Source organism: Actinoplanes sp. CA-131856 (genome assembly GCF_050956135.1).
GTDB lineage: Bacteria > Actinomycetota > Actinomycetes > Mycobacteriales > Micromonosporaceae > Actinoplanes.
Window position 1 is genome coordinate 6,259,226 of the sequence record NZ_CP191849.1, and the last position, 24,853, is coordinate 6,284,078.

Consider the following 24,853-nt stretch of genomic DNA (forward strand, 5'->3'; position numbering starts at 1 on the left):
AGCTTTCGTGCCCGTCATCACCCACGCCGAGGCGTACCTCGTCGACGTGCCCGTCGAGACGTTGCGCACCGACGCCCTCCAGACGTTCCTGGCGCAGGAGACGGTGTTCGTCGAGATCCGTACGGACGACGGCGGCGAAGGCACCGGCTACACGTACACGATCGGCACCGGCGGCACCGCCGTGCTCGCGCTGCTGCGCGACTATCTGCTGCCCCGGCTGCCGGGCCAGGACCCGCGGCGGGTCGAGGCGGTGTGGCGGGATCTCTTCCTGCACACGAAGGCGACCACGGTCGGCGCCATCACGTCCCTGGCGCTGGCCGCTGTCGACACCGCGCTGTGGGACCTGCGCTGCAAGGAGGCCGGTCAGCCGCTGTGGGTGCTGGCGGGCGGGGCCAAGGACCGCATTCCCTTGTACGACACGGAGGGCGGCTGGCTCCAGCTCACCACCGAGGAGCTGGTATCCGGCGCGCTCACCAGCAAGAAGGCGGGGTGGCCGGGCATCAAGATGAAGGTGGGCCGGTCACCCCGCGAGGACGCGGAAAGGCTGGCGGCCGTCCGCGACGCGGTCGGCCCCGGCTTCGACGTCATGCTCGACGCCAACCAGGCGCTGACCGCCAGCGACGCGATCCGCCGGGCCCGGCTGCTCGAACCGTACGACCCGTACTGGTTCGAGGAGCCGCTGCCGGCCGAGGACGTGGCCGGGCACGAGGCCCTGTCCCGCAACACGACGATCCCGGTCGCCGTGGGCGAGTCCATGTACGCGCCGGGCCAGTTCGCCGAGTACGTGCGCCGCGGCGCGGCCGGGGTCGTCCAGGTCGACGTGGCCCGGATCGGCGGCATCACCCCGTGGCTGAAGGTGGCGCACCTGGCCGAGGCGGCCAACATCGTGGTCTGCCCGCACTTCCTGATGGAGCTGCACATCAGCCTGTGCTGCGCCGTGCCCAACAGCCGCTATCTCGAGCACATCCCACAGTTGCGGACCATCACCAGCGACGAGATCGCCGTGGCGGACGGCCACGCGCTCGCCCCGTCGGCGCCCGGGCTCGGCATCGCCTGGGACCGCGACGCCATCGACGACCGGAGGACGCGATGACGGCGGTCGCGGCCGCTCCCCGGGCCCGGCGGATGCCCCTCTGGGCCAACCCGCGCCTGGGCCTGGTGGTGCTGCTGATCGCGCTGGTCATCCTGTTCACCGCGCTGCGGCCCGCGTTCATGGACACGCAGCTGACGCTCGTGCCCATGCAGGCCGACATCAGCGTCTACGTGGTGGTCGGCCTGTCCCAGCTCATGGTCCTCTCGCTCGGGCACATGAACATGGCGGTCGGCCGGATGGCCGCCACCAGCGCCTTCGCCATGGGCCTGGTCCACGACAAGCTCGGCTTCGGCCTCGTCCTGAGCCTCGCGGCCGGGCTGCTGGTCGGGGCCGCGCTGGGCGCGCTGGCCGGGCTCATCATCTCGCGGACCGGCGTGAACTCGTTCGTGGTCACCCTGGCCATGGACTTCGCGCTGGTCGGCCTCATCACCATCCTCTACACCGGCGTCACCGGCGGCGTCGCCTTCCCCACGATGCCGGCCGGCATGGAGGCGCTGCGGTTCGACACGTTCGCCGACTACTGCCTGGGCGACGTCTGCGGTCCCCGGATCCCTCTGGTGGTCCCGTTCGCGGTCGCCGCCGCGCTGCTGGCCGGTCTGCTCTTCCGCCATGCGCGGCTCGGCCGGGAGATGCTGATGACCGGCTCGAACCTGCGGGCGGCCGAGCTCTCCGGCATTCCCACCCGGGCCCGCGTCGTGCAGGCGCACGCCCTGAGCGGCCTGGTCGCCGGTCTCGCCGGCTTCCTCCTCGCCGCCAACAACGGCGCCTTCTCGGCCAGCATCGGCGACGGCTTCCTGCTGCCGTCCTTCCTGGCACCCGTACTCGGCGGCACGCTGCTGGCCGGCGGCGCGGTCAGCGTGCTCGGCACGGTTCTGGGCGCCACCCTCACCCAGGTCATCTACAAGGGCCTCAACCTGTTGCAGTTCCAGCTCGACCAGCTCCAGCTCTACATCGGACTCGTGCTGCTGGCCGCGCTGTCACTGGACCGCCTCCGCCACGTTCTCGCCGAGAGACGAGGGGCAAAGCCATGAAAAGCCTTTCCCGTACGCCTGAGTTCACGCTCGCCGTCATCGCCGTCCTCGGTTTCGTCGCGCTGGCCGTGGCCACCGGCGGCAACCTGCTCTCCTCGGGCACCCTGAGCGCGTTCTTCCGCTTCCTGGCCGTGCCCATCGTCATCGGGCTGTCCCAGATGGTGGTGCTGGCGGTCGGCCAGATGAACCTCTCGGTCGGCGCGCTCACCGGCCTGTGCGCGATGGTGTCGGCCTGGCTGATGCTCGAGGCCGGGCTGCCCGCCGTCCTGGCGGTGCCGGCGGCGCTGCTGCTCGGCCTGGCCGTGGGGCTGGCCAACGGCGCGCTGGTGGTGCTGACCAGAATCAACGGCTTCATCGTCACCCTGGCCACGATGACCATCATTCAGGGGCTCCGGTACGGGGTGAACGGCCCGGACACCTTTCAGGGCTACTCGGAGGGCCTCCGGGCGTACGGGAAAGCCTCGGTCCTGGGTCTGCCCCTGGTCTTTCTGACCGCGCTGGCGGTGGCCGTGCTGGTCGGGCTCTACTTCGCCCGGACGGTCAGCGGGCGCCGATTGCTCGCCAGCGGCGGAAGCCCCTTCTCGGCACGGCTTTCCGGCATCTCCAACGACCGGTCGCTGATCGTCGCCCACGGCCTCTCCGGTCTCCTGGCCGGCGTCGCGGCGGTCCTCACGGTGGCCGCCTCGGGCTCGGTCAACGCGACCATCGGCGACGACCTGCTCCTGCCGAGCTTCGCGGCGCCGATCATCGGCGGCGTGGCCCTGGCCGGTGGCATGGTGAGTGTGACCGGCACCGTCCTGGCCGCCTTCCTCATCCGGCTCGTGGACGTCATGCAGGCCCAGTTCGGCATCAACCCGCGCTGGGTCGACCTCATCATCGGCGCCGTCGTGCTGGGCGCCGTCCTGCTCGGCACGGCGCGCGAGCGGCTCACGGGAAGGCTGGCGACCACCTGATGCTGACGGCGGAGAAACTGGTCAAGACCTTTCCCGGCGTACGGGCGCTGGACGAGGCCACGCTGAAGCTGGACGCCGGAACGGTCCACGCGCTGCTCGGCGAGAACGGCGCCGGCAAGAGCACCCTGGTCAAGCTGCTGACCGGCGTCTACCGCCCGGACGGCGGCCGGATCGTGCTCGACGGCGGCGAGCAGCACTTCGGCAACCCGATGGACGCCCAGCGGGCCGGCATCGGTGTGGTGCACCAGGAACGCAACCTCATCCCGGCCTTCTCGGTGGCCGAGAACATCTCCCTGCACCATCTGCCGAGCACCGGCGGCTGGGTCGACCGGGGGCGGATGCGGGCCGAGGCCCGCCGTGTCCTCGATCTGCTGGAGGTCGACCTCGACCCGGACGCGCCGATCTCGCGGCTGTCGGTGGCACAGGCCCAGCTCGTCGAGATCGCCAAGGCGCTCAGCCTGGACAGCAAGGTGCTGCTGCTCGACGAGCCGACCGCGTCGCTGACCGGCGACGAGGCCGACCGGCTCTACACGGTCGTGCGACGGCTGCGCGACTCCGGGCACGCCGTGGTGCTGGTCAGCCACAAGCTGGAGGAGGTCTTCGCGGTGGCCGACACGGTCACCGTGCTGCGCGACGGCCGCAGCGTCACCGAGGCCGCCCCGCTCGAGGACTTCACCCAGAGCCAGGTCGTCGACCTCATGGTGGGCCGGGCGTACGAGTCGGTCTCGCTGCCCGAGCGCACGGTCTCGGCCACGGCCGAGCCGGCGCTGAGGCTCGACGGCGTCTCGACCGCGCTGGGCCACAAGGACGTCTCGCTCGAAGTGCGCCCGGGCGAGATCCTCGGCCTGTACGGGCTGGTCGGCGCCGGGCGCAGCGAGCTGGCCAAGGCCGTCCTCGGCCTGGAGCGGATCACCGGCGGCACCGTCGAGATCCACGGCAGGCCGGCCCGGATCGCCTCGGTCGGCGAGGCGCTGCGCCGCCACCGCCTCGGCTACGTGACCGAGGACCGCAAGGACGAGGGCCTGTTCCTGAAACAGCCGATCGCCCGCAACATCGCGGTCACCGTGTGGCGGCGGCTGGCCAAGGCCGGGCTCGTCGGTGACCGCGCCGAACGGAAGCTGACCGACACGTACGTGGAACGGCTCGGCATCCGGATCGCGTCGCCGCAGCAGCTGGCCGGTCAGCTCTCCGGCGGCAACCAGCAGAAGGTGAGCCTGGCCAAATGGCTGGCCGCCGACTGCGACATCCTCATCGTCGACGAGCCGACGGTGGGCATCGACGTCCGCACGAAGGCCGCCTTCCACGAGCTCATCGCCGGGCTGGCCGCGGACGGGCTGGCCCTGCTGCTCATCTCGTCCGATCTGCCCGAGACGGTGGCCCTGGCCGACCGGATCGCGGTGATGAGCGGCCTGCGGATCGTCGGCGAACTGGCCAACGACCACGACTACGCGCGGATGAGCCGGCGGATCATCCGGCTGATCCACGCCGAGACACACATCGATTCAGGAGTGAGCGCGGCATGAACCCGATCGAACGGGCCCGCATCGGCACGACCGGGGTCGAGGTGACCCGGCTGGGGCTCGGACTGGCGCCGATCGGCGGCCTCTACTCGCCGGTGAGCGAGGAGCAGGCGCACGCGACCGTCGAACGCGGATGGGACCTGGGTATCCGCTACTTCGACGTGGCGCCCTTGTACGGCAACGGTCTGACGGAGCTGCGGGCGGGCCAGGTGCTCTCGCGCAAGACGCGGTCCGAGTTCGTTCTGTCCACAAAGGTCGGCCGGTTGCTGCGGCCGGGTGACGGCGAGGACCAGGGCATCTGGGCCGAGCCCGCCGACGTCTCCCCCGTGTTCGACTTCAGCGCCGCCGGCGTGGTGACGTCGTACGAGGAGAGCCTGGCCCGTCTGGGGCTGGACCGGGCCGACATCGTGCACCTGCACGACCCGGACGACCATTTCACGGCGGCCTCGGGCGAGGCGCTGCCGCAGCTGGTGAAGATGCGCGCCGAGGGCCGGATCGGTGCGGTGTCGGCCGGCATGAACCAGTCGGCGATGCTGGCCGACTTCGTGCGCACCGGCCAGCTGGACAGCGTGCTGCTGGCCGGGCGGTACACGTTGCTGGACCGGTCGGGCGCCGACGAGCTGCTGCCGCTCTGTCTTTCCCGTGGCGTGTCGGTCATCGCGGCCGGCGTGTTCAACTCGGGGCTGCTGGCCGACCCGTCGCCGGACGCCACCTTCGACTACGCGCCGGTCGACCCCGCGACCCTCGAACGGGCCCTCGAGATGCAGCGGATCTGCGCGGAGCACCGGGTTCCGCTACGGGCGGCCGCTCTTCAGTTCCCGTTCCGCCATCCGGCCATCGCGTGCGTGCTCGTGGGGGTCCGGTCGCCGGCCGAGGTCGAGGACGCGGTCAAAATGGCGACCCTGCCCATCCCGGAAGAGCTCTGGAAGGAACTGGACGCGTGATCATCGACGCCCATCACCACCTGTGGACCGCCGACTACGCCTGGCTCCAGGACCCGTCGCTGGCCCGCATCCGGCGCGACTACACGGTGGACGACCTGCGGGCGGCCCTGGCGTCGGCCGGCGTCGACCGGACCGTGCTGGTCGAGGCCGGGCGAGGAGACGACGCGGAGACGACATCGTTCCTTCGGATCGCGGAGGCGACCCCGGAGATCGCGGGTGTCGTGGGCTGGGCGTCGCTCGCGTCGCCGCGGCTGGCCTCGTCGATCGCCGAACACCGCGCCGGCACCGGCGGGCACCTCCTGGTCGGCATCCGCGACCAGGTGCAGGGCAACGGGCCCCATTTCCTGGATGAGCTGCACGCCGGCCTGGCCACCGTCGCGGCGGCCGGGCTGGTCAACGAGCTCGTGGTCAGCGCCGACCAATTGCCGTCGGTGGCGCGGGCCGCGGCCGCCTTCCCCGACTCGGTGTTCGTCCTGGACCACCTGGGCAAGCCGGCCATCGCGGCCGGCGGCCTGGCCGAATGGCGTGACCTCGTCGCGCCCGTGGCCGCCCGCCCCAACGTCGTCGCCAAGCTGTCCGGTCTGGTCACCGAGGCCGACCACGAGAACTGGACGGCCGGCGACCTCAAACCGTACGTGGAGACCGCCGTCGCGCTGTTCGGCACCGACCGGCTGATGTTCGGCTCGGACTGGCCCGTCTGCGAACTGGCCGCCACGTATGCCGAGGTGAAGAACGCCTTGGTGGAAACACTCGGCGGGATGCCGGAGGACGTCTTCGGCGGCACCGCCGTTCGCACCTACCGCTTGGAGCAACAACTTTGAAGATCGTCGCCATCGAGACGTACGACGTGCGTTTCCCCACCTCGCGCGAGTTGGACGGCTCCGACGCGATGAACCCCGACCCCGACTACTCGGCCGCCTACGTGGTGCTGCGCACCGAGTCCGGCGCCGAGGGCTACGGGTTCACCTTCACCATCGGCCGGGGCAACGAGGTGGTCCGGGCCGCCATCGACGCTCTGGCCCCGTTCGTGGTCGGTCAGGACGCGAGCGACCTCGGCGAGTTCTCCCGCCGGCTCACCCACGACTCGCAGATCCGCTGGCTCGGCCCGGAGAAGGGCGTCACCAGCCTGGCCACGGCCGCGCTCGTCAACGCGGCCTGGGACCTGGCCGCGCGGGCGGCCGGCCTTCCGCTGTGGCGTTACCTTTCCTCGCTTTCACCGGCACAGATCGTCGACCTGGTCGACTGGCGTTACCTGAGCGACGCCCTCACCCGCGACGAGGCGCTGTCCATCCTGGAGGGTGCCCGCGCCGGTAGGGACGAGCGGATCGCACATCTGGAGCAGCACGGCTATCCCGCGTACACCACCTCGCCCGGCTGGCTCGGCTACGACGACGCCAAGCTCACACGACTGGCCCGGGAGGCCGTGGCCGACGGCTACCGCCAGATCAAGCTTAAGGTGGGCGCCTCCCTCGACGACGACGTGCGCCGGATGCGGCTGGCCCGGGAGGTCGTCGGGGACGGCATCCGCATCGCCGTCGACGCCAACCAGCGCTGGGACGTGGCCGAGGCGATCGACTGGATGGCCGCGCTCGCCCCGTACGATCCCTGGTGGATCGAGGAGCCGACCAGCCCCGACGACATCCTCGGCCACGCGGCGATCCGGCGCGGCGCCGGCGTGCCGGTGGCGACCGGCGAGCACGTGCAGAACCGGATCGTCTTCAAGCAGCTGCTCCAGGCCGAGGCGGTCGACTTCGTGCAGATCGACGCCTGCCGGGTGGCCGGCGTCAACGAGAACCTGGCGATCCTGTTGCTGGCGGCCAAGTTCGGCAAACCGGTCTGCCCGCACGCGGGCGGCGTCGGCCTGTGCGAGGTCGTGCAGCACCTGTCGATGTTCGACTACGTGGCCGTGTCGGGCCGCCTCGACAACCGCGTCATCGAATACGTCGACCACCTGCACGAGCACTTCACCGACCCGGTCGTCATCCGCGACGGCGCCTACCAGGCCCCGTCCGCGCCCGGCTTCTCGGCCCGGATGCACCCGGCCTCGATCGAGCGGTACTCGTTCCCGGACGGGCCCGAGTGGGCCTGATCGCCGTATCCCTCTCCGGCGGGGCGGCCCCGGTCGTCCCGCCGGTCGAGGGCGACTACGACGGTCCCGTGGCCGCGCTGCGGCACGTGCTGGCCGCCCCGGTGGACGATCCGCCGGTGGCGCTCGTGGCGGGCACGGTCGGCGGGTCCGGGGCAGTGGGCACGGCCCGGTGCGCGGCCGTGGGGGTCTCGCCGCTGTCCGGCGGTGTGGCCGAGACCCGGGCCGAGGGGCCGTTCGCGGCCGGGCTGAGGGCGGCCGGGGTGACCGGCGTCGTCCTGTACGGGCGAGCCGCCGAGCCGTCGGTGGTCGTCATCAGCGACGGCGGGGCCCGGATCGAACCGGCCGGCGACCTGTGGGGCCTGGAGACCGGGGCGGCCACATCCCGTCTGCTCGACCGCTATGGCGCCTCGGCGGCCGTGGCGGTGATCGGGCCGGCCGGGGAGCGCGGGGTGCCGTACGCCTCGATCGTCACCTGCCGTCACCACCCCCTGCCGCGACTGGGCTTCGGCGCGATCCTCGGCGGCCGCAACGTGAAGGCGGTCGTGTGCGTGGGATCCGCGGTTCCTCCCGTGCGGTCGCCGGCGGCGCTCACCTCGCTGGCCGCCCGCTACGCCTCGGCGGCGTCGGCGAACTCGCTCTCGACGTGGCAGAAGGGCCTTCCCGGCTTCGGCGTGTGGTCGGGCGAGCCCGGCTACGCCCCGGTCGACGGCTTCACCGACACCACGCGCGGCTTCACCCCGCCTCCCCCACCCGGCCCCGCGTCGGTCGCCGCTTGTCCCGGCTGCCCCACCGACTGCGTCAAGGTGTACGCCGGGGCGGGGCTGCACCAGGAGGCTCTCGCGGCCCTCGGTGGCGACTGGTCGCAGCTGCGCGTCCACGAGCAGCGGGGCACCGATCCCGTCTCGGCGACCGGCCTTCTTTCGGTGAACGGGGTGGCGATCCCGCCGTTCGACCCGCGCGTGCAGCCCAATCTGGGGCTGGCCTACGTGGTGGCCCCGATCGGCCCCCGCTACGACATCATCGAGCACGACCTCGACTTCGACCCGGTCGACGGCCTGCCCGCGGCCTATCCCGAAATGGAACGCCTGGGCCTGACCGTCCCGCGCCCGCGCGGAGAACTCGACGTGCCGCGCACGGCCCAGCTGATGCGCCTGTGGAGCGGCCTGGACGCCCTCGGCGTGTGCCTGTTCGCCTCCACACCGACCCGCCCGCTGACCCTCACGATGGTCGAGGACCTGGTCGAGGCGGTGACCGGGCGCCGGCCCGACGTGCTCGCGCTGGGCGCCACCCGCCTGCGCCTGCAACACCAGGTCAACCAGCGCCTGGGCCTACGTCCCGGTGTCATGCCCGGCCTGTTCTTCGACGAGCCGGTCAGGTCGGGAAAGTACGCGGGCGCCGTCCTGGACCGCCAGTCCTTCGAGGCCGCGGCCGAGTCCCTGCGCGAAGAGGTCCTCACCTCCTCGCCGTGACGGTCGTCTCCCGGCGGGCCGCTCGGGCGGGCCGGGCCGGATGCTGGAGGGATGACGCCGTTCGCGCTGCTGTTCGTGTCGTTCCTGGTGACGTTCGTGGCGACCCGCACCATCACGCGCCTGATCCGGGCCGGAGTCGGGCCGTTCCGCAACAACGTCTCCGGTGGCGTCCACATTCACCACGCGGTGCCCGGCATCATCCTGACGCTGACCGGCGCCTATCTGTCGGTGGCGGTGGGCGGCCACCGCCCATGGGCCGACATCGCGGGGGTGCTGATCGGAGGCGGGTCGTCGCTGATCCTGGACGAGTTCGCGCTGATCCTGCATCTGCAGGACGTGTACTGGTCGCCCGAGGGGCAGCTGTCGGTGCGGCTGGTGGCGCTGACGCTCAGCGTGCTCGGCCTCGTGCTGCTCGGCCTGAACCCGCTCGCCACCGGCACCGGCCATCTGGTCGTGCCGGCCGCGCTGGCGCACGTGGTGGCGCTGCTCGTCTGCGTCCGCAAGGGGAAGTACTCGACAGCCGTCCTGGGCGTCTTCCTGCCCCCGGTCGCCTGGGCCGGCGCCGTACGACTGGCCCGGCCCACGTCGGCCTGGGCCCGCAAGCGTTACGACGCCGGCCGCCTGGCCCGCGCGCGGGCCCGCGCCGACGGGCTGGACGCCCGGTTCGGCCACTGGGGCCTCGACATCGCCGATCTGGTCGCCGGGCGCCCATCGGCTCCTAACCCGCCAGCAGCTCCGTCAGCGGCGCCCTGACATCAGCCGGGTGCAGGTTGAGCGCCTCGAACTGATCGGGTCCTACCCACAGCAGCTCGGAACGGTTGTCCGGCCCGTCCTCCAGCAGCTCGTCGCCCGCCCGCGTGGGCACCCCGGTGACCCCGCGCATCAGGAAGTAGAAGGCCGGCCGCTCGTTGTGCCGGCCAGTCCACAACTGCCGCTCGATCGCGGCTCGCAGCGTGGTCTCCTCGCGAAGTTCCCGTACGGCCGCCTCGGCCGCGCTCTCACCGGCCTCGACGTGCCCACCGGGAAGCACCGCGTAGTGATGTCCCGGACAGACCGGCTCGCCTTCCGCACACATAGGACAGTTGTTGTCCATCCGCAGGAACCGTTTGACAATCAGTACGCGAGCCCCGTCGACCACCACGGCCGCCGCCCTCGGAATCCTGTCACCATCCGTCATGAGCCGAGTCCCCCATCGCCGCGTCCGATCTCCGCCAGACGGTGAGCCACCGACCGGCCAGGCTCATCATCGTGGACAACGCACTCGACGGAAAAGTCGCCCTCGTCATCGGCGGCGGGCGCGGCATCGGCGCGGCCGTGGCCCGGAAACTGGCCGGGACGGGCGCCGGCATAGCCCTGACGTACCAACGGGATCGAGCCAGCGCCGAGGCCGTGACCTCATCCGTGGCCCGGCCCGCCACCGCCTTCCAGGCGGACAGCGCCGACCCCGGGGCGGTGAGCGCCGCGGTCGACCGCACAGTCGCGGAGCTGGGCCGCCTCGACATCCTCGTCAACAACGCGGGCGCCTTCCGCCTGGGACCGCTGGACGAGCTGACCTCCGGCGACCTCGAGGAGACGATCGCCGTCAACATCCGGGCCCCGTTTCTGGCCTGCCAGGCCGCCGCCCGCCACCTGCCCGCGGGCGGCCGCATCATCTCCATCGGCAGCAACGTGGCCGAACGCGCGGTCTTCCCCGGCTTCTCCCTCTACTCGATGAGCAAGACCGCGCTGACCGGCCTCACCAAGGCCCTGGCCCGCGAGCTGGGCCCCCGGGCCATCACGGTGAACCTGGTCAACCCCGGCCCCACCGACACCGACCTCAACCGGCCCGACGCCACGATCGCCGCCCTGACCGCCCTCGGCCACTACGCCGAGCCCGCCGACATCGCCGCCGCGGTCGCCTTCCTGGCCACACCGGCCGCCCGCTACATCACCGGCGCGACCCTGAACGTGGACGGAGGTTTCACGGCGTGACCAGCGGGACCTGAATTCAGCCGTGTGGGAAGTCGGGATAAACGGTGACCTGAGGGTTGGCGTCCACCCAGGCCTGGAGCTCGGGGCCCAGCGTGCCGTAGAGCTCGGCCGACACCATCTCGGCGGTGTCGGCCGCGCGGGCCAGGAGGTCGGCCGACCGTTCGTTGTGGGTGATGGCGGCCGGCGTGTCGGCGTACTGCTCGATGACCAGGTATTCGCCGTCCACCGGGCCGAACCAGCGGTAGGTCAGGGTGCCGGGTTCCTGGGCGGCGCGGGCGGTCAGGGCCGTCGTGACGTCCTCGAACTCGGCCTGCCGGCCGGCGCGGGCGGTGAAGCGGGCTCGTACGAAGATGCTCATCACTGCATTGCACCAGAGGACAGCGTCAGGGCAGCAGGGCCAGGCCGCCCGCGCCGCGGTGGTGGACGGCTGATCGAACGGCATCCGGAGGTCTGGCGCGATCAGATGTCGATGAGCACCTTGCCGGCGGCCTGACTCCCGGCCGCCTCGAACGCCGTGGTGGCCTCGGACAGTGGGAAGCGCGTGATCGGCAGCCCCGCCTCCGGCCCCACCCGCAGGCGGTGGGCGGCCACGGCCGCGGTCACCGCCGCCACCGCCTCGTCCCGCTGCTCCGCCGTCATGTTCTTGGCCTCGGCCGGATCGACGACGAGGTCGGGCTCCTCGGCCGGAGCGGAGCCGGGAAGGCGGACGTGATCGGCGCCGGCCGCCCGGGCCAGTTCGGCCTCGGCCGGGGAACCGGCCGTGACCACCACGTGCGCGCCCGCCCACGAGGCGAGCTGGATGGCGGCGTTCTCGACCGCTCCGGAGGCGCCCGCCACCAGCACCACCCGGCCGGTCAGGGCGCCCGGCACGAGCCGCCGCGGCTCGCCGGTGGCGGCAGTGAGCGCCCGGTGCGCGGTCAGCGCCGGAACGCCGAGCGAGGCGCCCACGTCGAACGAGATCCCCGGCGGCAGCGGAACGGCGTGGCGCCGGGGCACCACCATGTATTTCTGGACGGCGCCGGTCGCACCCCAGACCCATACGAGGTCGCCGACCGCCAGGCCCGGCACCTCCGGCCCGGCCGCGTCGACCACGCCCGCGCCGTCGCCTGCGGGTTCACGCCCGCGACGTGCACCCGGATCCGGATCTCGCCGGCGCCGGGCGCCGGGACCGCCCCTGAGTCGCTGAACACCTCTGATCGCATGGATCAGATGTTCCCCGCCGTCACGACGGCCAGGCCGAGTTCTCGATCACGTCGACGAAGTCGATGTGGCGATATCCGGGGACCCGGTGTTCGAGGACGTCGCCGTTGACCGTCCCGAACGTCGTGTCCGGGCGGTGGCGGAAACCCTCGGCGAAGGCGTCGACGATGGCCTTCTTGAAGCCGGGCCGCGGGTGCGCCTCGGTCACCGCGCGGACCGCCGCCGGGTCGAGGTCGCCGAGGCCGATCCCCAGCACGTCGGTCTCCACCCCGGCCGTGACCAGGGCGATTTCCGGTTCGAGGCGGTACGGGATCTCGGGGGTGGTGTGCAGGGCCACCGCCTCCCACACCACGCGCGCGTCGTCCGGTCCGATGCCGTGAGCCAGCAGGAAGCGGCGGGCCTCGTCGGCACCGTCCATCTCGAAGCGCTGGTCGTCGCGCCGGTGGCGCGGGGTCAGGCCGAGGTCGTGGAAGAGCGCGCCGACGTACAGCAGCTCGGGTCTGGCCTGAAGCCCGAGCCGGATTCCCTGGAGCGAGCCGAACAGGAAGACCCGGTGGGAGTGGTGGAAAAGCAGGTCGTCGGTGGCCTCGCGGACCAGGGCGGTGGCCTCGCGGGCCAGTGCGGAGTCGGGAATGTCGATGCCGGCGATGTTCATGTGCCCACCCTCACCCGCGAGCGACCGGCGACGCCGTGTCCTTCCTGCCATGCTTGCCTCAGATCGGGACATGGGAGGCAGGATCGTGCACCGGGTCACCGCGCTCGTCTTCGACGGCATGAAGATGCTCGACCTGGCCGGGCCGCTGGAGGTCTTCGCCGAGGCCGGCGGCTACGAGCTGGAGGTCAGGTCGCCCGACGGCCGTGACGTGGTGAGCTCGACCGGCCTGCGGGTGCCGGTCGACGGGCCGGCCCACGAGGCCCGCGACGTCGGCACCGCGCTCATCGTCGGCGGCGACGCCCTGCCGGTGACGCCGATCCCGCGGCCGCTGATCGACGCCGCCCGCCTGCTGTCGGAAAAGGCGGAGAGAACGGCTTCCATCTGTACGGGGGCCTTCATCCTCGCGGCGGCGGGGCTGCTCGACGGCCGCCGCGCGACCACGCACTGGCGCCACGCCCGTCTGCTCGGCGCCGCCTTCCCGGGCATCACCGTCGAGCCGGACAGCTTGTTCGTGCGGGACGGCGCCGTCTACACCTCGGCCGGCGTCTCGGCCGGCATCGACCTGGCCCTGGCGCTGGTCGAGCGGGACAACGGCGAACCGGCGGCCCGCACGGTGGCCCGGGAGCTGGTCGTCTTCCTCCAGCGCCCGGGCGGGCAGTCGCAGTTCTCACCGTCGCTGACGCTGCCCCGGCCGACCACCCCGAAGCTGCGGGAACTGACCGACGCGGTCGCCGCCGACCCGGCCGGCGACCACGCGATCCCGGCGCTGGCCTCGAGGATCGCGGTCAGCCCGCGTCACCTGTCCCGGCTGTTCCGCGACGAGCTGGGCACCAGCCCGGCCAAATACGTCGAGTCGGTGCGGGTCGACGCCGCCCTGCGGCTGCTCACCGAGGGCCACTCGGTGACGGCGGCCGCCGGGCGCACCGGCATCGGCAGCACGGAGACGTTGCGGCGGGCCGTCATCGGCCGGATCGGCGTCTCACCTCGCGCCTATCAACAGCGCTTCCGGTACGGTCGGCGCATGTCGGCGGATCTGCGGCCAGCCCGTGACGAGGACGTTCCCACCATCGCGCGGATCTGGGAATCGGCCTGGCGCGACGGTCACCTGGGGCACGTGTCCGAGGAGCTCGTCCGGCTCCGTACGCCGGAGACCTTCGACGCCCGCACCGCGGCCATGGTCGCGCGGACGACGGTCGCCGTGCTCGACGGCGCGATCGTGGGCTTCGCCACCGTCGACGGCGACGAGGTCGAGCAGGTCTTCGTGACCGCGGCCAGCCGGGGCAGCGGCGTGGCGGCCGACCTGCTCGACGCGGCCGAGCGGCAGGTCGCGGCGGCCGGGCACGAGACGGCCTGGCTGGCCGTGGTGACCGGCAACGCGCGGGCCCGGCGCTTCTACGAGCGGCGCGGCTGGGCCGACGACGGCACCTTCGACTATCAGGCCCGGCACGCGGGCGGCACGATCGGCGTGCCCTGCCACCGCTACGTCAAGCGGGTCGGATGATCGGGCGCCGGTCGCCGTCGCCGTAGGGTCGATCCATGCGCGAACTGCCCGGTCCCGTCGTCGTCGCCCCGATGGCGGGTGGACCCACCACAGCGGCCCTGGTCGTCGCGGCCGGGAAAGCCGGGGCGCTCGGCTTTCTCGCGGCCGGGTACAAGACGCCGGCGGCGGTCGAGGAAGAGCTGCGGACGGTACGGAGCGCCGGGGTCCCGTACGGCCTGAACATCTTTGTGCCCACGCCGCAGCCGCCGGACCCGGAACCGCTCCTCCGGTATCGGGAGAGCCTGTTTCCGGAGGCGGCACGCTACGGGGTGGAGCTGCCGCCGCTGCGTCTCGACGACGACGACCATTTCGACGCCAAGGTGGCGCTGGCGATCGAGTACGAGGTGCCGTACGTCAGCTTCACCTTCGGCGTTCCGCCCGCCGGCGTTGTCTCCGCTTTGCGAAATGTGCTGATCACGGTGACCAACCGCGACGAGGCGGTACGGGCCCTGGCCGCCGGGCCCGCCGCCCTCATCGCCCAGGCCGGAACGGCCGGCGGTCACGCCTCCACCACCGGCCCGGCCACCTATCGGGGGACCACGACGGCGCCGGAAGTCCTGGCCGACGTGCTCGCGGTGACCTCGCGACCGGTCATCGTGGCCGGTGGCACCGGCTCGGCCGCCGACGTGGCGGCGCTGCTGACCGCGGGCGCGGCCGCTGTCCAGGCCGGGACGTTCTTCCTGCTGGCCGACGAGGCCGGCACCCGGCCCGCCCAGCGCGAGGCCATGCTCTCGGGCGCCTATCGGGAGACCGCGGTGACCCGGGCGTTCACCGGTCATCCGGCGCGTGGCCTGCGCAACCGCTTCATCGACACGTACTCGGGGGCGGCGCCGGTCGGATATCCGGCGATCCACCATCTGACGGCCCCGATCCGGGCCGCCGCCGCGGCCGCCGGGGACGCGTCGGCCCTGAACCTGTGGGCCGGGACCGGCTTCGCCTCGGCCCGCCCGGGCCGCGTCGCAGAGCTGATCGAGGCGCTGACCCCGTAGGGATCAGTCCGGTTGGACCTTGCCGGGTGCGGAGAGGGTCCGTACGGTCGCTCGTCATGGAAGCGCCTCCTGGCCCTCCCTGCACCTGCTCGCGGTCTGCGTCCTGGCCGAACGGCTCAGCTGAACCGGCGGTTGTCCTCGCCCGGCAGGTCGGCCTCGATGCGCTCCTTGCGCACCTCGCCGGAGACGGTCTCCTCGTCGGTGACGCGCTCCTTGCCGAGGCGGACCCGCTCGACCGGCACGGTCTCGGTCTCCACGACCGGGCGGTCGGCGTGCAGCGTGACCTCGTGCTCCGACTCGGTGAGGTCGGGGCCGGCGAACGCGGCGCCCCGGTTGGCGTCGGTGATCGGCTCGCGCTCGAGGCGTACCTCCTCACGCTCCACCGGAATGGTGGCCTGCTGCTGCTCGGTCACCACGTACTTGCGCAGCCGGGCACGGCCGGCCTCCTCGCGCCGGGTGCCGGCCTCGAGGCGTTCCTCGGAACGGGTCATCGCGCCGTCGTCGACACCGTCGCGATCGCGGTCACGGCCGGTGTAGTTGGCGTTTCCGGCGGCCGCACCGGCCTCGTAGGCACGGGCGCTGTCCTGCCAGCTGAGCCCGTAGTACTCGTACAGCCGCTCGACGTCGTCCTGGGTCAGCGGCTCGTCGTGCGACGCGTCCACGTGCGGCGCGTCCTTCACCTTGGCCTTGTCGAACGGCAGCACCAGCCGGTCGCCGTCGAGGTCGGCCTGGCTCAGCGGCACGAACGACTCCTTGAGCCCGAACAGGCCGGTCTTGACGCTCGCCCACGTGGGCTGCCCGGCGCCGTCCTCCCACACCTGCCCGACGCTGCCGATCTTGTCGCCGTCGGGGCCGTACACGTCGTGTCCGCTCAGGGCGCGAACCTGGTCCAGGGTAATCATCAGGGGGTCCTCCTCGGAGCTGGGTACGCCCCGAGCCGTACCCGTGGTCTTTGCCGTCATGCACGCGATTTCGAAAGTGTTTTACTCACTCACGTGGGTATCCGACGAAAATGGCGATCACACAGGACGATCTCGGCGACCTGAGCGGCGCCGAGGTGTACGACAATGCGGGCCACCCCCTCGGAACGGTCGGCCGGATCTACCTCGACCCGCACGGCGGCGAGCCACTGTGGGTGACGGTCCGCACCGGCTCGATGAGCTTCCAGGAGTCCTTCGCCCCGTTGCGCGGCGCCCACCTGGACACCGGCCGGCTGACCGTCGCGGTCGACGAAACTCACGTCCGGGCCGCGCCCATGGTGGACACCGAGGGCCCGCTGGAGCAGGCGGACGCCGACCGTCTCCAGGCGCACTACGGTTACGACGACGCCATGACACGCTCGGAGGAACGCCTGGTCACCAGCGTGCGGAAAGAGCCCGTGACCAAGGTACGCCTGCGCAAGCACCTGGTCACCGAGGAGCGTCAGGTGACAGTGCCGGTCACCCGCGAGGAGGTGCACCTCGAGCGGGTGCCGGTCGAGGCGCCCGACGGTCCGCCCACCGACACGACCCTCTACGCCGAGCGCCCGGTCGTGACCACCGAGCGGGTGCCGGTCGAGCGCGTACGCCTGAGCAAACAGACCGTGACCGGCGAGGAAACGGTCACCGCTCCGGTCCACAAAGAACAGATCGAATACGAGGGCCCGGCCGAATAAACTGCATCCCGTGCCATTTCCGGCGCGCTTTTGTCAAAGCCGGCCGCGGGCCGATACCTGAGCCGCGTGACGGGGCTCGCCCCGCGCGCGGCCGGCCGGAGATCGGCCGGCCGGGAATTTCTGCGCCAGTCATTTGACTGATTCGGTGGGCCGTCCGTCCGGCGAGCCTTGTTCCGACAGTGCTCACCGACGGAAGGACCACGATGCCGCTCAACCTCTTCGGTATCGCCTTCGGGCTCGCCGGGCTGGCCGGCACCTGGACAGCCGCGGCCGCCGCCGGCCTCGTGCCCCACTTCGTGGGCAACGTCCTGTGGTGGGCGGTTCTGGTGGTCTGGACGACGTTGCTGGTCCGCTACTTCGCCAAGGCCACGCCGGCCGACCTGCGCCACCCGATCCTGGGCCCGTTCGCCGCGCTGGTGCCGACCACCGGCCTGCTGCTGGGCGGCCGCCTCGCCGGCACGTGGCTCACCGGCGGCCGCGTCGTCATCGCCGTCATGCTGGTGCTGGCCACGATCTTCGCCGGCTGGTTCGTGGCCCACCTGCTCAGCGGCGGCCTCGACATCGACACCCTGCACGCCGGCTACCTGCTGCCGACCGTCGCCGCCTCGCTGATCGGCGCCCAATCGGCCGCCCTGGCCGGCTGGCACGCCATCGCGGTCGGCGCCTTCGGCGTCGGCATCCTCTTCTGGTTCCTGATCGGTGCCCTGCTGCTGGGCCGCCTGGCCCTGCGCCCGGCCCTGCCCGGCCCGCTATTGCCGACGATGGCCATCTTCTCGGCCCCACCGGCCGTCGCCGGCAACGCCTGGTACGCCATCAACGGCGGCACCCTCGACACCATCGACCTGCTCCTGCTCGGCACGATGGTCCCGCTGCTGCTGGTGCAGCTGTTCCTGACCCCGAACTACCTGCGCCAGCCGTTCGCACACGGCTTCTGGGCCCTGACCTTCACCATCGCGGCCAGCGGCACCTACACCATCCACTGGCTGGCGGGCGAACACGCGACGGCCTGGCGTCCCCTGTCCTGGCTGGTCCTGGCCGTGGTGACGATCCTGATCGGCCTGATCGCCGTCAAGTCGTCCGCCCTGGCCCTGCGCAAGCGAACCCACCACCGCGACCCGGTGCTCGTCTAGCGATCGATGCCCAGAGCCGGATGGGCCGGACCGCCCAGCTGGGCCGCCGCTCGCCACGCCGGCGGTCTGACCGGCGGCCACGGCCCGCTGGTCGCCGGTCAGGGTGACGGTGCGTCCCGCGAGGGCCCCGCCGGATGGCGTCGGAGATCAGCTCCAGGGCATCGCGTGATGTCACTCGTACGCCGCGATGTTGACGGCGATCAGGGCGGCTCCGATCAGCACCGGCCACAGCACGACCCCGGTGAACGCCCCGACCGCGTTGTCGGCGCGGGCCCGCCGCTTGTGCCAGACGCCGAGCACCACACAGGCCAGCAGCCCGGTGAGGATGCTGGTCAGAGCGACCGCGCCATGCGGCACAGCCATCACGACGGCCACGACCGCGGCCCAGATCGCCAGGGTCTGCCCGAGTCCCGCCGCCACCGTCCGCACGCCGCCAGGCTACCGACCGGCGACGGCGATCGTGAGCCCGCAGACGATGCTTCCCACGTAACCGGCCTGGGCCAGCAGCGAGTGCACGGTGGCCCGCACCGCCCCCACCGTCTCCCCATTGACCCACAGGGTCGCGAAGCTGCGCGTCAGCGGGAACGCCCCCGCGGCCAGCACCACCGCGACACTGCCGCTCACCGCTCCGGGCGCGAACGCCAGACCGGCCACCCCGGCCACCGCGACCGCGCAGGCCGTCACGTAGCCCCGGCGCACCGTCCGCGGGCGGCCGGCCCAGGGCTGGACGATCCGGAGGGCGGCCGCCGCCACGAGGCACATCACCACGCCGAGGCCGGTGAACCACACCACCGGGTCGGCCGACGGCGCCAGCCCGATCAGCCTCAGCGGATAGAGGCGCCCGAACGCGTCGGCCATCCCGGTCATCAGCATCGAAGTCACGAAGACACCCAGGAGTACGCGGCTGCCCCGCACCCCCTGCCGCAGGATCGCCCACGCCGCCCGCCACCGCCGCGCCGGCGCCGGAACGAAACGGCGCTCCCGGAAGCGCGCACCGACGTACAACCCCAGAAGCGTCATCGACGCACCCGCCATGACCATCGCCGGGCTCCGCCCGAGCAGCCAGGCCAGCCCGCCGACGCCGGCCAGCCCGGCGACCGTGCCGGTGAGCTGCGCGCGCTCGGCCCGGATCAGGACCCGTGGCACCTCGGCCGGGTCCTCGAGCTCGTCGCTGATCCAGGCCACGTCGGCCCCGCTGGCGAACGTCCACGACAGCCCCCACAGGGCCTGGGTCGCCAGGATCGCCGGAAAGTTGTCCACCAGTCCCGTCGTGAGCATGGCGGCGCCCATCAGCACATGCGAGACCACCAGCGACCACCGGCGGCTCAGCGTGTCGGCGACGACACCGGCGGGCACTTCGAAGATCAGTGCCACCACCGCTTGGACGACGCCGATCAGGACGAGCCGAGAAGGGCCCAGGTGTACGTCGGTGACCAGGTAGACGCTGGTGACCAGCCACCATCCACGGTGCAGCACCGCACGGCACCACACCCACCGGACGTACATCGAGCCCATCGGTAGAGTCTGGCGGTGATCGATGAACGGGAATCCCCGGCCCCGCTGCTCACCGCCGCCGTGATCGGGCTCGGCGGGCTGTTGCTGGCCGCGGCCGCGCTGACGCTGGCCAGCCCGGCCATCACGATCGGCCTGTTTCCCGACTGGTTCGTCGACCACGAGGCGGCCCAGCTCATCATGCGCGTCGCCGGCGGGGTGGTGATCGTGGTGGTCGTCCTGTGTCTCGTCGCGGCCGCCCGGTGGACCGCCTCACGTCTGGCCGGCCGGATGCCCACGGGCACGACGGTGGCCACCGGGCTCGCCGCTGCCGCCGTGGTGGCCTTCTGGCTGCTCTGCGTCGCGCTGCCGATGATCGCCGACCGCGATCCGGGCCTGCTGCTTGAGGCCGCCCCGGAGACCTTCGGCGACTATTCGTCGATCGACCGGACCATGCTCCTGAGCGGGCTGCTGGCCCTGGGCCTGCCGCTGCTGGCGGCCCTGATCGCCGGCGCCCGGTACCGGGCCCGTGGCACCGCCGGCGCCCTCGTCGTCCTGGTCCTTCTGATCTTCTTCCCGGTCGTCACCTCCGTACGCGACGGCGTCAACCATCTCCAGGAGGCACGGCGCGACAACCGCACCGAGTGCGTCTACTTCGTCGGCGGTTACGACTGCCCCGGGGATTAGCCGGGCAGGCGCGCCACTAAGCCGTTGCAGGCCACGTCTTCCACGGCCGGGCGGGGCTGGGGCTCGTCCGCCGCGTGCCAGTGGGCGACCGAGGCCACGCCCGGGTCGACGAGCTCCAGGCCGCCGAACAGGGCGGCGAACGCCGAGCCGTCGCGGGCGTTGAAGCGGCCGTCCGGGTTGGCCGCGGTCAGCTTGGCGATCGCCTCGGCCGGCAGATATTCCCAGGTGGCGTGGGTGGCCGCCACGTAGCTGCCGGGTGGGAGCGCGTCGAGCAGCGTACGGACGACGCCCGTCACGTCCTCGTCGTCGCGGATGAAGTGCAGCACCGCGATCAGCAGCAGCCCGACCGGCTCGGTCAGGTCGAGGGTGGACTTGAGGTCGGCGTGGTCCAGGATGGACCGCGGGTCGCGCAGGTCGGCGTCGAGATAGGCCACCGTGCCGGCCGGGGCGCTCGTGAGCAGCGCCCGGGCATGGCTCAGCACGATCGGGTCGTTGTCCACGTACACGATCTTGCTGGCCGGGTCGACGGCCTGGACCACCTCGTGGGTGTTGCCGGGCGCCGGGATGCCCGTGCCGATGTCGAGGAACTGCCGCACCCCGCGCGAGGCGATCAGCCGGGCCGCACGGCCGAGGAAACGGCGATTTTCCAAGGCCATCGTACGGATCGACGGCATGGCCGCCTCGATCGCGTCACCGGAGGCGCGGTCGGCCGCGAAGTGGTCCTTGCCGCCCAGCCAGTAGTTGTAGCGCCGCGCCGGATGAGCGACCGTGGTGTCCACCCTGTCCAATGCCGCCACCCCCGCTTAATACATCGACAGTGCACACATCCTAGATTGATCAAAGGCCGGCCTGGTAGGCCAGGACCCCTCTGTTGACCAACTTGATGGCTTCCCGGGCCGTGTCGCGCACCTCGGCCGACGCCGCCGACGCCTCGCGCACCTGCCCGAGCAGGTCGAGCACCTGCCGGGCCCAGCGCACGAAGTCACCGGCCGGCATGTCGGCGTCGAAGTTGTGACCGCTGGCCAGCACCCGGGCCAGCGGCTCGCCGCGGGCCCACCGGTACATCGGCCAGACGAAGCCCGGGTCGGGCTCCCGCGTGAGGCTGAGCCCGTGCGCCGACTCGTCGGCCGCGATCTCGCCCCACAGCTTCGTGCACGCGTCGACGGCCGAGGTGATCGGGCCCTTCGGCACCGACGCCCGGTCGTCGCCCTCGCGCCGCGACTCGTAGAGCACCATGGACACCGCGGCCGCCAGTTCGTCGGGGGCCAGCCCGTCCCAGACGCCCTGGCGCAGGCACTCGGCCACCAGCAGGTCGGCCTCGGACCAGATGCGGCCGAGCATGCGCCCGGCCTCGGTCACCTCGCCGCCACCGTCGCCCTCGGACAGATAGCCGCGCTCGGTCAGCACCGCGCAGACCTGGTCGAACGTGCGGGCCAGCGACCCCGTCCGCCCGGCGACCTTGTCGCGCAGCGCGTCGGTGTCACGCTGGAGCCGGTGCCGCCGCTCGGCCCACCGGGCGTGGTCCTCCCGCTCGGGGCAGGCGTGGCACGGGTGCTGCCGCAGCCGCACCTTCAGCAGCGCGATCTCGGCGTCCTCGCCCGGCTGGGCGCCCTTGGTGCGGCGGCGGCCGCTGCCGTGCCGGTCGAGGCCGGTCGCGGCGATCTGCGCGGCCAGGTCGCGGCGGGCGCCGGGCGAGCGGTGGTTGAAGTGTTTCGGCACGCGGAGCCGGTCGAGCACCTCGGCCGGCCCGCCGAAGTCGGCCGGGCTGACCCGCCCGGCCCAGCGGTCCTGCGTCAGCACCAGCGGGCGCGGCTCGCCGAACCCGCCGGTCGGCGCCTCAAGCACGACGGCCAGGCCCGCGCGGCGACCCTGCGGCACCCGGATCACGTCGCCGACCCGCAGTTTCTCCAGCGAGGAGGTGGCGGCGGCCCGCCGCTGCGAGGCGCCCTCACGGGCCATCGCCCGCTCCCGGTCGGCGATGGCGACGCGAATGGCGAAGTATTCGTCGAAGTCGCCGTGGTGGCAGGCGGCGTCGTTGCCGTACGTCTGCATGGTGTCGACGTTGCGCTGCACCTGCCGCGCGAGCCCGACCACCGAGCGGTCGGCCTGGAACTGCGCGAACGACGACTCGAGCAGCTCCCGCGATTTCTCGGCGCCCACGGTGCCGACGAGATTGACGGCCATGTTGTACGACGGACGGAACGACGACCGCAGGGGGTAGGTCCGCGTGGACGCGAGCCCGGCCACGTGCCGGGGGTCGACCTCGGGGCTCCACAGCACGACGGCGTGGCCCTCGACGTCGATGCCACGGCGGCCGGCCCGGCCGGTGAGCTGCGTGTACTCCCCCGGGGTCAGGTCGACGTGTGCCTCGCCGTTGAACTTGACCAGCCGCTCCAGCACCACGCACCGGGCCGGCATGTTGATGCCCAGGGCCAGGGTCTCGGTGGCGAACACGGCCTTGACCAGGCCCTGCACGAAGCACTCCTCGACCGCCTCCTTGAAGGCGGGCAGCATGCCGGCGTGGTGGGCGGCCAGGCCCCGCTCGAGCCCGTCGAGCCACTCCCAGTAGCCCAGCACGGAGAGATCCTCCCGCGGGATGCTGGCCACCTTCGCCTCGGCGATGCGCCGGATCTCGGCCCGCTCGTCGGCGTCGGTCAGCCGCAGCCCCGCGCCCAGGCACTGCTGCACGGCGGCGTCACAGCCGGCCCGGCTGAAGATGAACAGGATGGCCGGAAGCAGGCCGGCCCGCTCGAGCCGGTCGACCACCTCGGCCCGCGGCGGCGGCTGCCACCGTTTCGACCGGCCACCGCGAGGACCGTACGACCGATCGGTCATCTCGAGGCGGCGCTGCATCTCGCGGGAGTAGCGCAGCAGCTCGGGGTGCACGTCGTGTTTCTTGGCGGCGTCGGCGTCGTGGAACAGGTCGAACATGCGGCGCCCGACCAGCATGTGCTGCCACAGCGGGACCGGCCGGTGCTCGCTGACCACGACCTCGGTCTGCCCACGCACGGTGACCAGCCAGTCGGCGAACTCCTCGTAGTTGCTGACGGTCGCCGACAGCGAGACCAGGGTGACCGACGCCGGGAGGTGGATGATCACCTCTTCCCACACGGCGCCCCGGAACCGGTCGGCCAGGTAGTGGACCTCGTCCATCACCACATAGGCCAGGTTCTTCAGCGCGGCCGAGCCCGAATAGAGCATGTTGCGCAGCACCTCGGTGGTCATCACGACCACCGGGGCGTCCCCGTTGATGGCATTGTCGCCGGTCAGCAGGCCCACCTTGTCGGGACCGTAGCGCTCGACCAGGTCATGGTACTTCTGGTTGGACAGCGCCTTGATCGGCGTGGTGTAGAAGCACTTGCGCTCACCGGCCCGCAGGGCGAGGTGAACGGCGAACTCACCCACCACGGTCTTGCCGGCGCCGGTGGGAGCACACACCAGCACGCCGCTGCCCCGTTCGAGCGACTCGCACGCGGCGCGCTGGAAGTCGTCGAGGTCGAAGCCGACGTCGAGCATGAAATCGTCGAGCGCCGGAAACTCGGCCACCCGGGCCGCCCGCCGCTTCGATTCCGCATACCGTTCGGCGGGACTCGTCATGACCACAAGGCTAGTTCGTGGGTGTGACAACTTGCAGCACGGGCGCGATGGGTATGGTGCTCCCGTGCCGGATGTTGAATCGACCGATCACCCTCCCCATCGGCCGCACCGTCAGGTCGACGCCGTGCTGTTCGACTTCCACGGCACGTTGGCGCAGGTGGAAGACCCTGTGACATGGGTTCTGGCCGCGGCCCTGGCCTGCGGTCACACCCTCGACCGAGGTAGGGCGACAGTCCTGGCCGATCGCCTGGTCACGGCCGGGCGCGCCGGCGGGCCGCTCCCGGCCCGGGTGCCGCCTCATCTGGCCGAGCACTGGTCGGACCGGGATCTGTACGCACATAGTCATCGGGCGGCCTACACGGGACTGGCGGCCACGGTCGCCACGGATGTGGAGGGCCTGGCGGACGCCCTCTACAACCGGCTTCTGGGCCCGGAGGGCTGGCTTCCGTACGCCGACACGGCCTCCACGCTGCGGACCCTGCACGAGGCGGGCGTCAAGGTGGCGGTGGTCAGCAACATCGGCTTCGACATCCGGCCCCACTTCGACGCGTGGGGGATGTCGTCGCTGGTCGACGCGTTCGCACTGAGCTACGAGGTGGGACGGACGAAGCCCGACCCGGCCATCTTCCTGCGCGCGTGCGGGATGGTGGGCGCCGACCCGGAACGAACCCTGATGGTCGGCGACACACCGGCCGACGCGGGCGCGGTCAAGGCGGGATGCGCGGCCCTGGTCCTGCCGGCCGCCGAGCCCGGCCGCCCCAACGGCCTCGGCGCAACGCTGGCCCTGGCCGGCTGCGCGGCGTAGGGCTCCGGAAGAGCGCGGCCAGCGAGGGCGCGGCC

At 72.1% G+C, this 24,853-nt stretch carries 25 protein-coding genes; 16 read left to right on the forward strand and 9 right to left on the reverse strand.

What is annotated here, in order from left to right:
* Nucleotides 1-7 precede the first annotated feature (7 nt).
* The 9 genes from ACQP2X_RS29040 to ACQP2X_RS29080 are packed head-to-tail and all read left to right on the forward strand — an operon-like array spanning nucleotide 8 to nucleotide 9,852.
* The gene (locus ACQP2X_RS29040) at nucleotides 8-1,093 is read left to right on the forward strand and encodes a mandelate racemase/muconate lactonizing enzyme family protein (protein WP_498687226.1); all 1,086 of its coding nucleotides are present in this window, start codon (nucleotides 8-10) and stop codon (nucleotides 1,091-1,093) included.
* Entirely contained in the window at nucleotides 1,090-2,124 is a 1,035-nt protein-coding gene (locus tag ACQP2X_RS29045) for an ABC transporter permease (RefSeq protein ID WP_498687227.1), read from the forward strand. Before ACQP2X_RS29040 ends, ACQP2X_RS29045 begins: the two co-directional genes overlap by 4 nt.
* Nucleotides 2,121-3,077, forward strand: coding sequence for an ABC transporter permease (locus ACQP2X_RS29050; RefSeq protein ID WP_498687229.1), 957 nt, complete (start codon nucleotides 2,121-2,123; stop codon nucleotides 3,075-3,077). Before ACQP2X_RS29045 ends, ACQP2X_RS29050 begins: the two co-directional genes overlap by 4 nt.
* Nucleotides 3,077-4,600, forward strand: a complete 1,524-nt coding sequence (locus tag ACQP2X_RS29055; protein ID WP_498687231.1) for a sugar ABC transporter ATP-binding protein — start codon at nucleotides 3,077-3,079, stop codon at nucleotides 4,598-4,600. The genes ACQP2X_RS29050 and ACQP2X_RS29055 overlap by 1 nt, the downstream gene beginning before the upstream one ends.
* Nucleotides 4,597-5,541, forward strand: coding sequence for an aldo/keto reductase (locus tag ACQP2X_RS29060; RefSeq protein WP_498687233.1), 945 nt, complete (start codon nucleotides 4,597-4,599; stop codon nucleotides 5,539-5,541). The genes ACQP2X_RS29055 and ACQP2X_RS29060 overlap by 4 nt, the downstream gene beginning before the upstream one ends.
* On the forward strand, nucleotides 5,538-6,362 hold the full coding sequence (locus tag ACQP2X_RS29065; RefSeq protein ID WP_498687234.1) for an amidohydrolase family protein: 825 nt from the start codon (nucleotides 5,538-5,540) through the stop codon (nucleotides 6,360-6,362). The genes ACQP2X_RS29060 and ACQP2X_RS29065 overlap by 4 nt, the downstream gene beginning before the upstream one ends.
* Nucleotides 6,359-7,630 carry an enolase C-terminal domain-like protein gene (locus tag ACQP2X_RS29070; protein ID WP_498687236.1) on the forward strand — a complete coding sequence of 424 codons (1,272 nt, stop codon included), beginning with the start codon at nucleotides 6,359-6,361 and terminating at the stop codon, nucleotides 7,628-7,630. Before ACQP2X_RS29065 ends, ACQP2X_RS29070 begins: the two co-directional genes overlap by 4 nt.
* A complete protein-coding gene (locus ACQP2X_RS29075; protein ID WP_498687238.1) occupies nucleotides 7,621-9,099 on the forward strand; it encodes an aldehyde ferredoxin oxidoreductase N-terminal domain-containing protein in 1,479 nt (492 codons plus the stop codon). Before ACQP2X_RS29070 ends, ACQP2X_RS29075 begins: the two co-directional genes overlap by 10 nt.
* 51 nt (nucleotides 9,100-9,150) lie before the next feature.
* On the forward strand, nucleotides 9,151-9,852 hold the full coding sequence (locus ACQP2X_RS29080; protein ID WP_498687240.1) for a hypothetical protein: 702 nt from the start codon (nucleotides 9,151-9,153) through the stop codon (nucleotides 9,850-9,852).
* Here ACQP2X_RS29080 and ACQP2X_RS29085 read toward each other — a convergent pair.
* Nucleotides 9,818-10,276, reverse strand: coding sequence for an NUDIX domain-containing protein (locus tag ACQP2X_RS29085; RefSeq protein WP_498687242.1), 459 nt, complete (start codon nucleotides 10,274-10,276; stop codon nucleotides 9,818-9,820). The two genes, ACQP2X_RS29080 and ACQP2X_RS29085, sit on opposite strands and share 35 nt — an antisense overlap.
* Before the next feature lie 71 nt (nucleotides 10,277-10,347).
* Here ACQP2X_RS29085 and ACQP2X_RS29090 point away from each other — a divergent pair, with 71 nt between their 5' ends.
* Nucleotides 10,348-11,070, forward strand: a complete 723-nt coding sequence (locus ACQP2X_RS29090; RefSeq protein ID WP_498687245.1) for an SDR family NAD(P)-dependent oxidoreductase — start codon at nucleotides 10,348-10,350, stop codon at nucleotides 11,068-11,070.
* 16 nt (nucleotides 11,071-11,086) lie between these two features.
* Here ACQP2X_RS29090 and ACQP2X_RS29095 read toward each other — a convergent pair whose 3' ends face one another.
* The 3 genes from ACQP2X_RS29095 to ACQP2X_RS29105 form a co-directional block, all read right to left on the reverse strand.
* Complete coding sequence (locus ACQP2X_RS29095; protein ID WP_498687246.1) at nucleotides 11,087-11,428, reverse strand: putative quinol monooxygenase; 342 nt, start codon at nucleotides 11,426-11,428, stop codon at nucleotides 11,087-11,089.
* A 101-nt stretch (nucleotides 11,429-11,529) separates the two neighbouring features.
* Nucleotides 11,530-12,162: an MDR/zinc-dependent alcohol dehydrogenase-like family protein gene (locus ACQP2X_RS29100; protein WP_498687247.1), complete on the reverse strand. Its 633-nt coding sequence runs from the start codon at nucleotides 12,160-12,162 to the stop codon at nucleotides 11,530-11,532.
* A 130-nt stretch (nucleotides 12,163-12,292) separates the two neighbouring features.
* Nucleotides 12,293-12,925, reverse strand: coding sequence for an HD domain-containing protein (locus ACQP2X_RS29105; RefSeq protein WP_498687248.1), 633 nt, complete (start codon nucleotides 12,923-12,925; stop codon nucleotides 12,293-12,295).
* A gap of 70 nt (nucleotides 12,926-12,995) precedes the next feature.
* Here ACQP2X_RS29105 and ACQP2X_RS29110 point away from each other — a divergent pair, with 70 nt between their 5' ends.
* Both ACQP2X_RS29110 and ACQP2X_RS29115 read left to right on the forward strand, forming a co-directional pair.
* Nucleotides 12,996-14,426, forward strand: coding sequence for a GNAT family N-acetyltransferase (locus tag ACQP2X_RS29110; RefSeq protein ID WP_498687249.1), 1,431 nt, complete (start codon nucleotides 12,996-12,998; stop codon nucleotides 14,424-14,426).
* A gap of 35 nt (nucleotides 14,427-14,461) precedes the next feature.
* Nucleotides 14,462-15,454, forward strand: coding sequence for an NAD(P)H-dependent flavin oxidoreductase (locus tag ACQP2X_RS29115; protein ID WP_498687250.1), 993 nt, complete (start codon nucleotides 14,462-14,464; stop codon nucleotides 15,452-15,454).
* Nucleotides 15,455-15,570: 116 nt separating this feature from the next.
* On the opposite strand, the gene ACQP2X_RS29120 is transcribed toward ACQP2X_RS29115, so the two are convergent.
* Nucleotides 15,571-16,356 carry a DUF2382 domain-containing protein gene (locus tag ACQP2X_RS29120; protein WP_498687251.1) on the reverse strand — a complete coding sequence of 262 codons (786 nt, stop codon included), beginning with the start codon at nucleotides 16,354-16,356 and terminating at the stop codon, nucleotides 15,571-15,573.
* A 110-nt stretch (nucleotides 16,357-16,466) separates the two neighbouring features.
* On the opposite strand from ACQP2X_RS29120, the gene ACQP2X_RS29125 reads away from it, so the two are divergent.
* Entirely contained in the window at nucleotides 16,467-17,108 is a 642-nt protein-coding gene (locus ACQP2X_RS29125) for a PRC and DUF2382 domain-containing protein (protein WP_498687255.1), read from the forward strand.
* A gap of 203 nt (nucleotides 17,109-17,311) precedes the next feature.
* Entirely contained in the window at nucleotides 17,312-18,238 is a 927-nt protein-coding gene (locus ACQP2X_RS29130; protein WP_498687256.1) for an SLAC1 family transporter, read from the forward strand.
* A gap of 171 nt (nucleotides 18,239-18,409) precedes the next feature.
* Here the strand turns inward: ACQP2X_RS29130 and ACQP2X_RS29135 are convergent, their stop codons facing one another.
* Together ACQP2X_RS29135 and ACQP2X_RS29140 are read right to left on the reverse strand one after the other, a co-directional pair.
* Entirely contained in the window at nucleotides 18,410-18,667 is a 258-nt protein-coding gene (locus tag ACQP2X_RS29135; RefSeq protein WP_498687258.1) for a hypothetical protein, read from the reverse strand.
* A gap of 9 nt (nucleotides 18,668-18,676) precedes the next feature.
* Entirely contained in the window at nucleotides 18,677-19,753 is a 1,077-nt protein-coding gene (locus ACQP2X_RS29140; protein WP_498687261.1) for an MFS transporter, read from the reverse strand.
* Nucleotides 19,754-19,768: 15 nt separating this feature from the next.
* On the opposite strand from ACQP2X_RS29140, the gene ACQP2X_RS29145 reads away from it, so the two are divergent.
* The gene (locus tag ACQP2X_RS29145) at nucleotides 19,769-20,416 is read left to right on the forward strand and encodes a hypothetical protein (RefSeq protein ID WP_498687263.1); all 648 of its coding nucleotides are present in this window, start codon (nucleotides 19,769-19,771) and stop codon (nucleotides 20,414-20,416) included.
* Here the strand turns inward: ACQP2X_RS29145 and ACQP2X_RS29150 are convergent.
* Both ACQP2X_RS29150 and ACQP2X_RS29155 read right to left on the reverse strand, forming a co-directional pair.
* Nucleotides 20,413-21,204, reverse strand: coding sequence for an SAM-dependent methyltransferase (locus ACQP2X_RS29150; RefSeq protein ID WP_498687265.1), 792 nt, complete (start codon nucleotides 21,202-21,204; stop codon nucleotides 20,413-20,415). The genes ACQP2X_RS29145 and ACQP2X_RS29150 overlap by 4 nt on opposite strands.
* 49 nt (nucleotides 21,205-21,253) lie before the next feature.
* Entirely contained in the window at nucleotides 21,254-24,013 is a 2,760-nt protein-coding gene (locus ACQP2X_RS29155) for a DEAD/DEAH box helicase (protein ID WP_498687267.1), read from the reverse strand.
* 64 nt (nucleotides 24,014-24,077) lie between these two features.
* On the opposite strand from ACQP2X_RS29155, the gene ACQP2X_RS29160 reads away from it, so the two are divergent.
* The gene (locus ACQP2X_RS29160) at nucleotides 24,078-24,818 is read left to right on the forward strand and encodes an HAD family hydrolase (RefSeq protein ID WP_498687270.1); all 741 of its coding nucleotides are present in this window, start codon (nucleotides 24,078-24,080) and stop codon (nucleotides 24,816-24,818) included.
* The last annotated feature ends 35 nt before the right edge of the window (nucleotides 24,819-24,853 follow it).

Bases quoted from the DNA above. Each gene is read 5' to 3' on its own strand.
- ACQP2X_RS29045 (WP_498687227.1), top strand. From the start codon at position 1,090: ATGACGGCGGTCGCGGCCGCTCCCCGGGCCCGGCGGATGCCCCTCTGG.
- ACQP2X_RS29050 (WP_498687229.1), top strand. From the start codon at position 2,121: ATGAAAAGCCTTTCCCGTACGCCTGAGTTCACGCTCGCCGTCATCGCC.
- ACQP2X_RS29055 (WP_498687231.1), top strand. From the start codon at position 3,077: ATGCTGACGGCGGAGAAACTGGTCAAGACCTTTCCCGGCGTACGGGCG.
- ACQP2X_RS29060 (WP_498687233.1), top strand. From the start codon at position 4,597: ATGAACCCGATCGAACGGGCCCGCATCGGCACGACCGGGGTCGAGGTG.
- ACQP2X_RS29080 (WP_498687240.1), top strand. From the start codon at position 9,151: ATGACGCCGTTCGCGCTGCTGTTCGTGTCGTTCCTGGTGACGTTCGTG.
- ACQP2X_RS29085 (WP_498687242.1), bottom strand. From the start codon at position 10,276: ATGACGGATGGTGACAGGATTCCGAGGGCGGCGGCCGTGGTGGTCGAC.
- ACQP2X_RS29095 (WP_498687246.1), bottom strand. From the start codon at position 11,428: ATGAGCATCTTCGTACGAGCCCGCTTCACCGCCCGCGCCGGCCGGCAG.
- ACQP2X_RS29105 (WP_498687248.1), bottom strand. From the start codon at position 12,925: ATGAACATCGCCGGCATCGACATTCCCGACTCCGCACTGGCCCGCGAG.
- ACQP2X_RS29110 (WP_498687249.1), top strand. From the start codon at position 12,996: ATGGGAGGCAGGATCGTGCACCGGGTCACCGCGCTCGTCTTCGACGGC.
- ACQP2X_RS29115 (WP_498687250.1), top strand. From the start codon at position 14,462: ATGCGCGAACTGCCCGGTCCCGTCGTCGTCGCCCCGATGGCGGGTGGA.
- ACQP2X_RS29120 (WP_498687251.1), bottom strand. From the start codon at position 16,356: ATGATTACCCTGGACCAGGTTCGCGCCCTGAGCGGACACGACGTGTAC.
- ACQP2X_RS29125 (WP_498687255.1), top strand. From the start codon at position 16,467: ATGGCGATCACACAGGACGATCTCGGCGACCTGAGCGGCGCCGAGGTG.
- ACQP2X_RS29130 (WP_498687256.1), top strand. From the start codon at position 17,312: ATGCCGCTCAACCTCTTCGGTATCGCCTTCGGGCTCGCCGGGCTGGCC.
- ACQP2X_RS29140 (WP_498687261.1), bottom strand. From the start codon at position 19,753: ATGGGCTCGATGTACGTCCGGTGGGTGTGGTGCCGTGCGGTGCTGCAC.
- ACQP2X_RS29155 (WP_498687267.1), bottom strand. From the start codon at position 24,013: ATGACGAGTCCCGCCGAACGGTATGCGGAATCGAAGCGGCGGGCGGCC.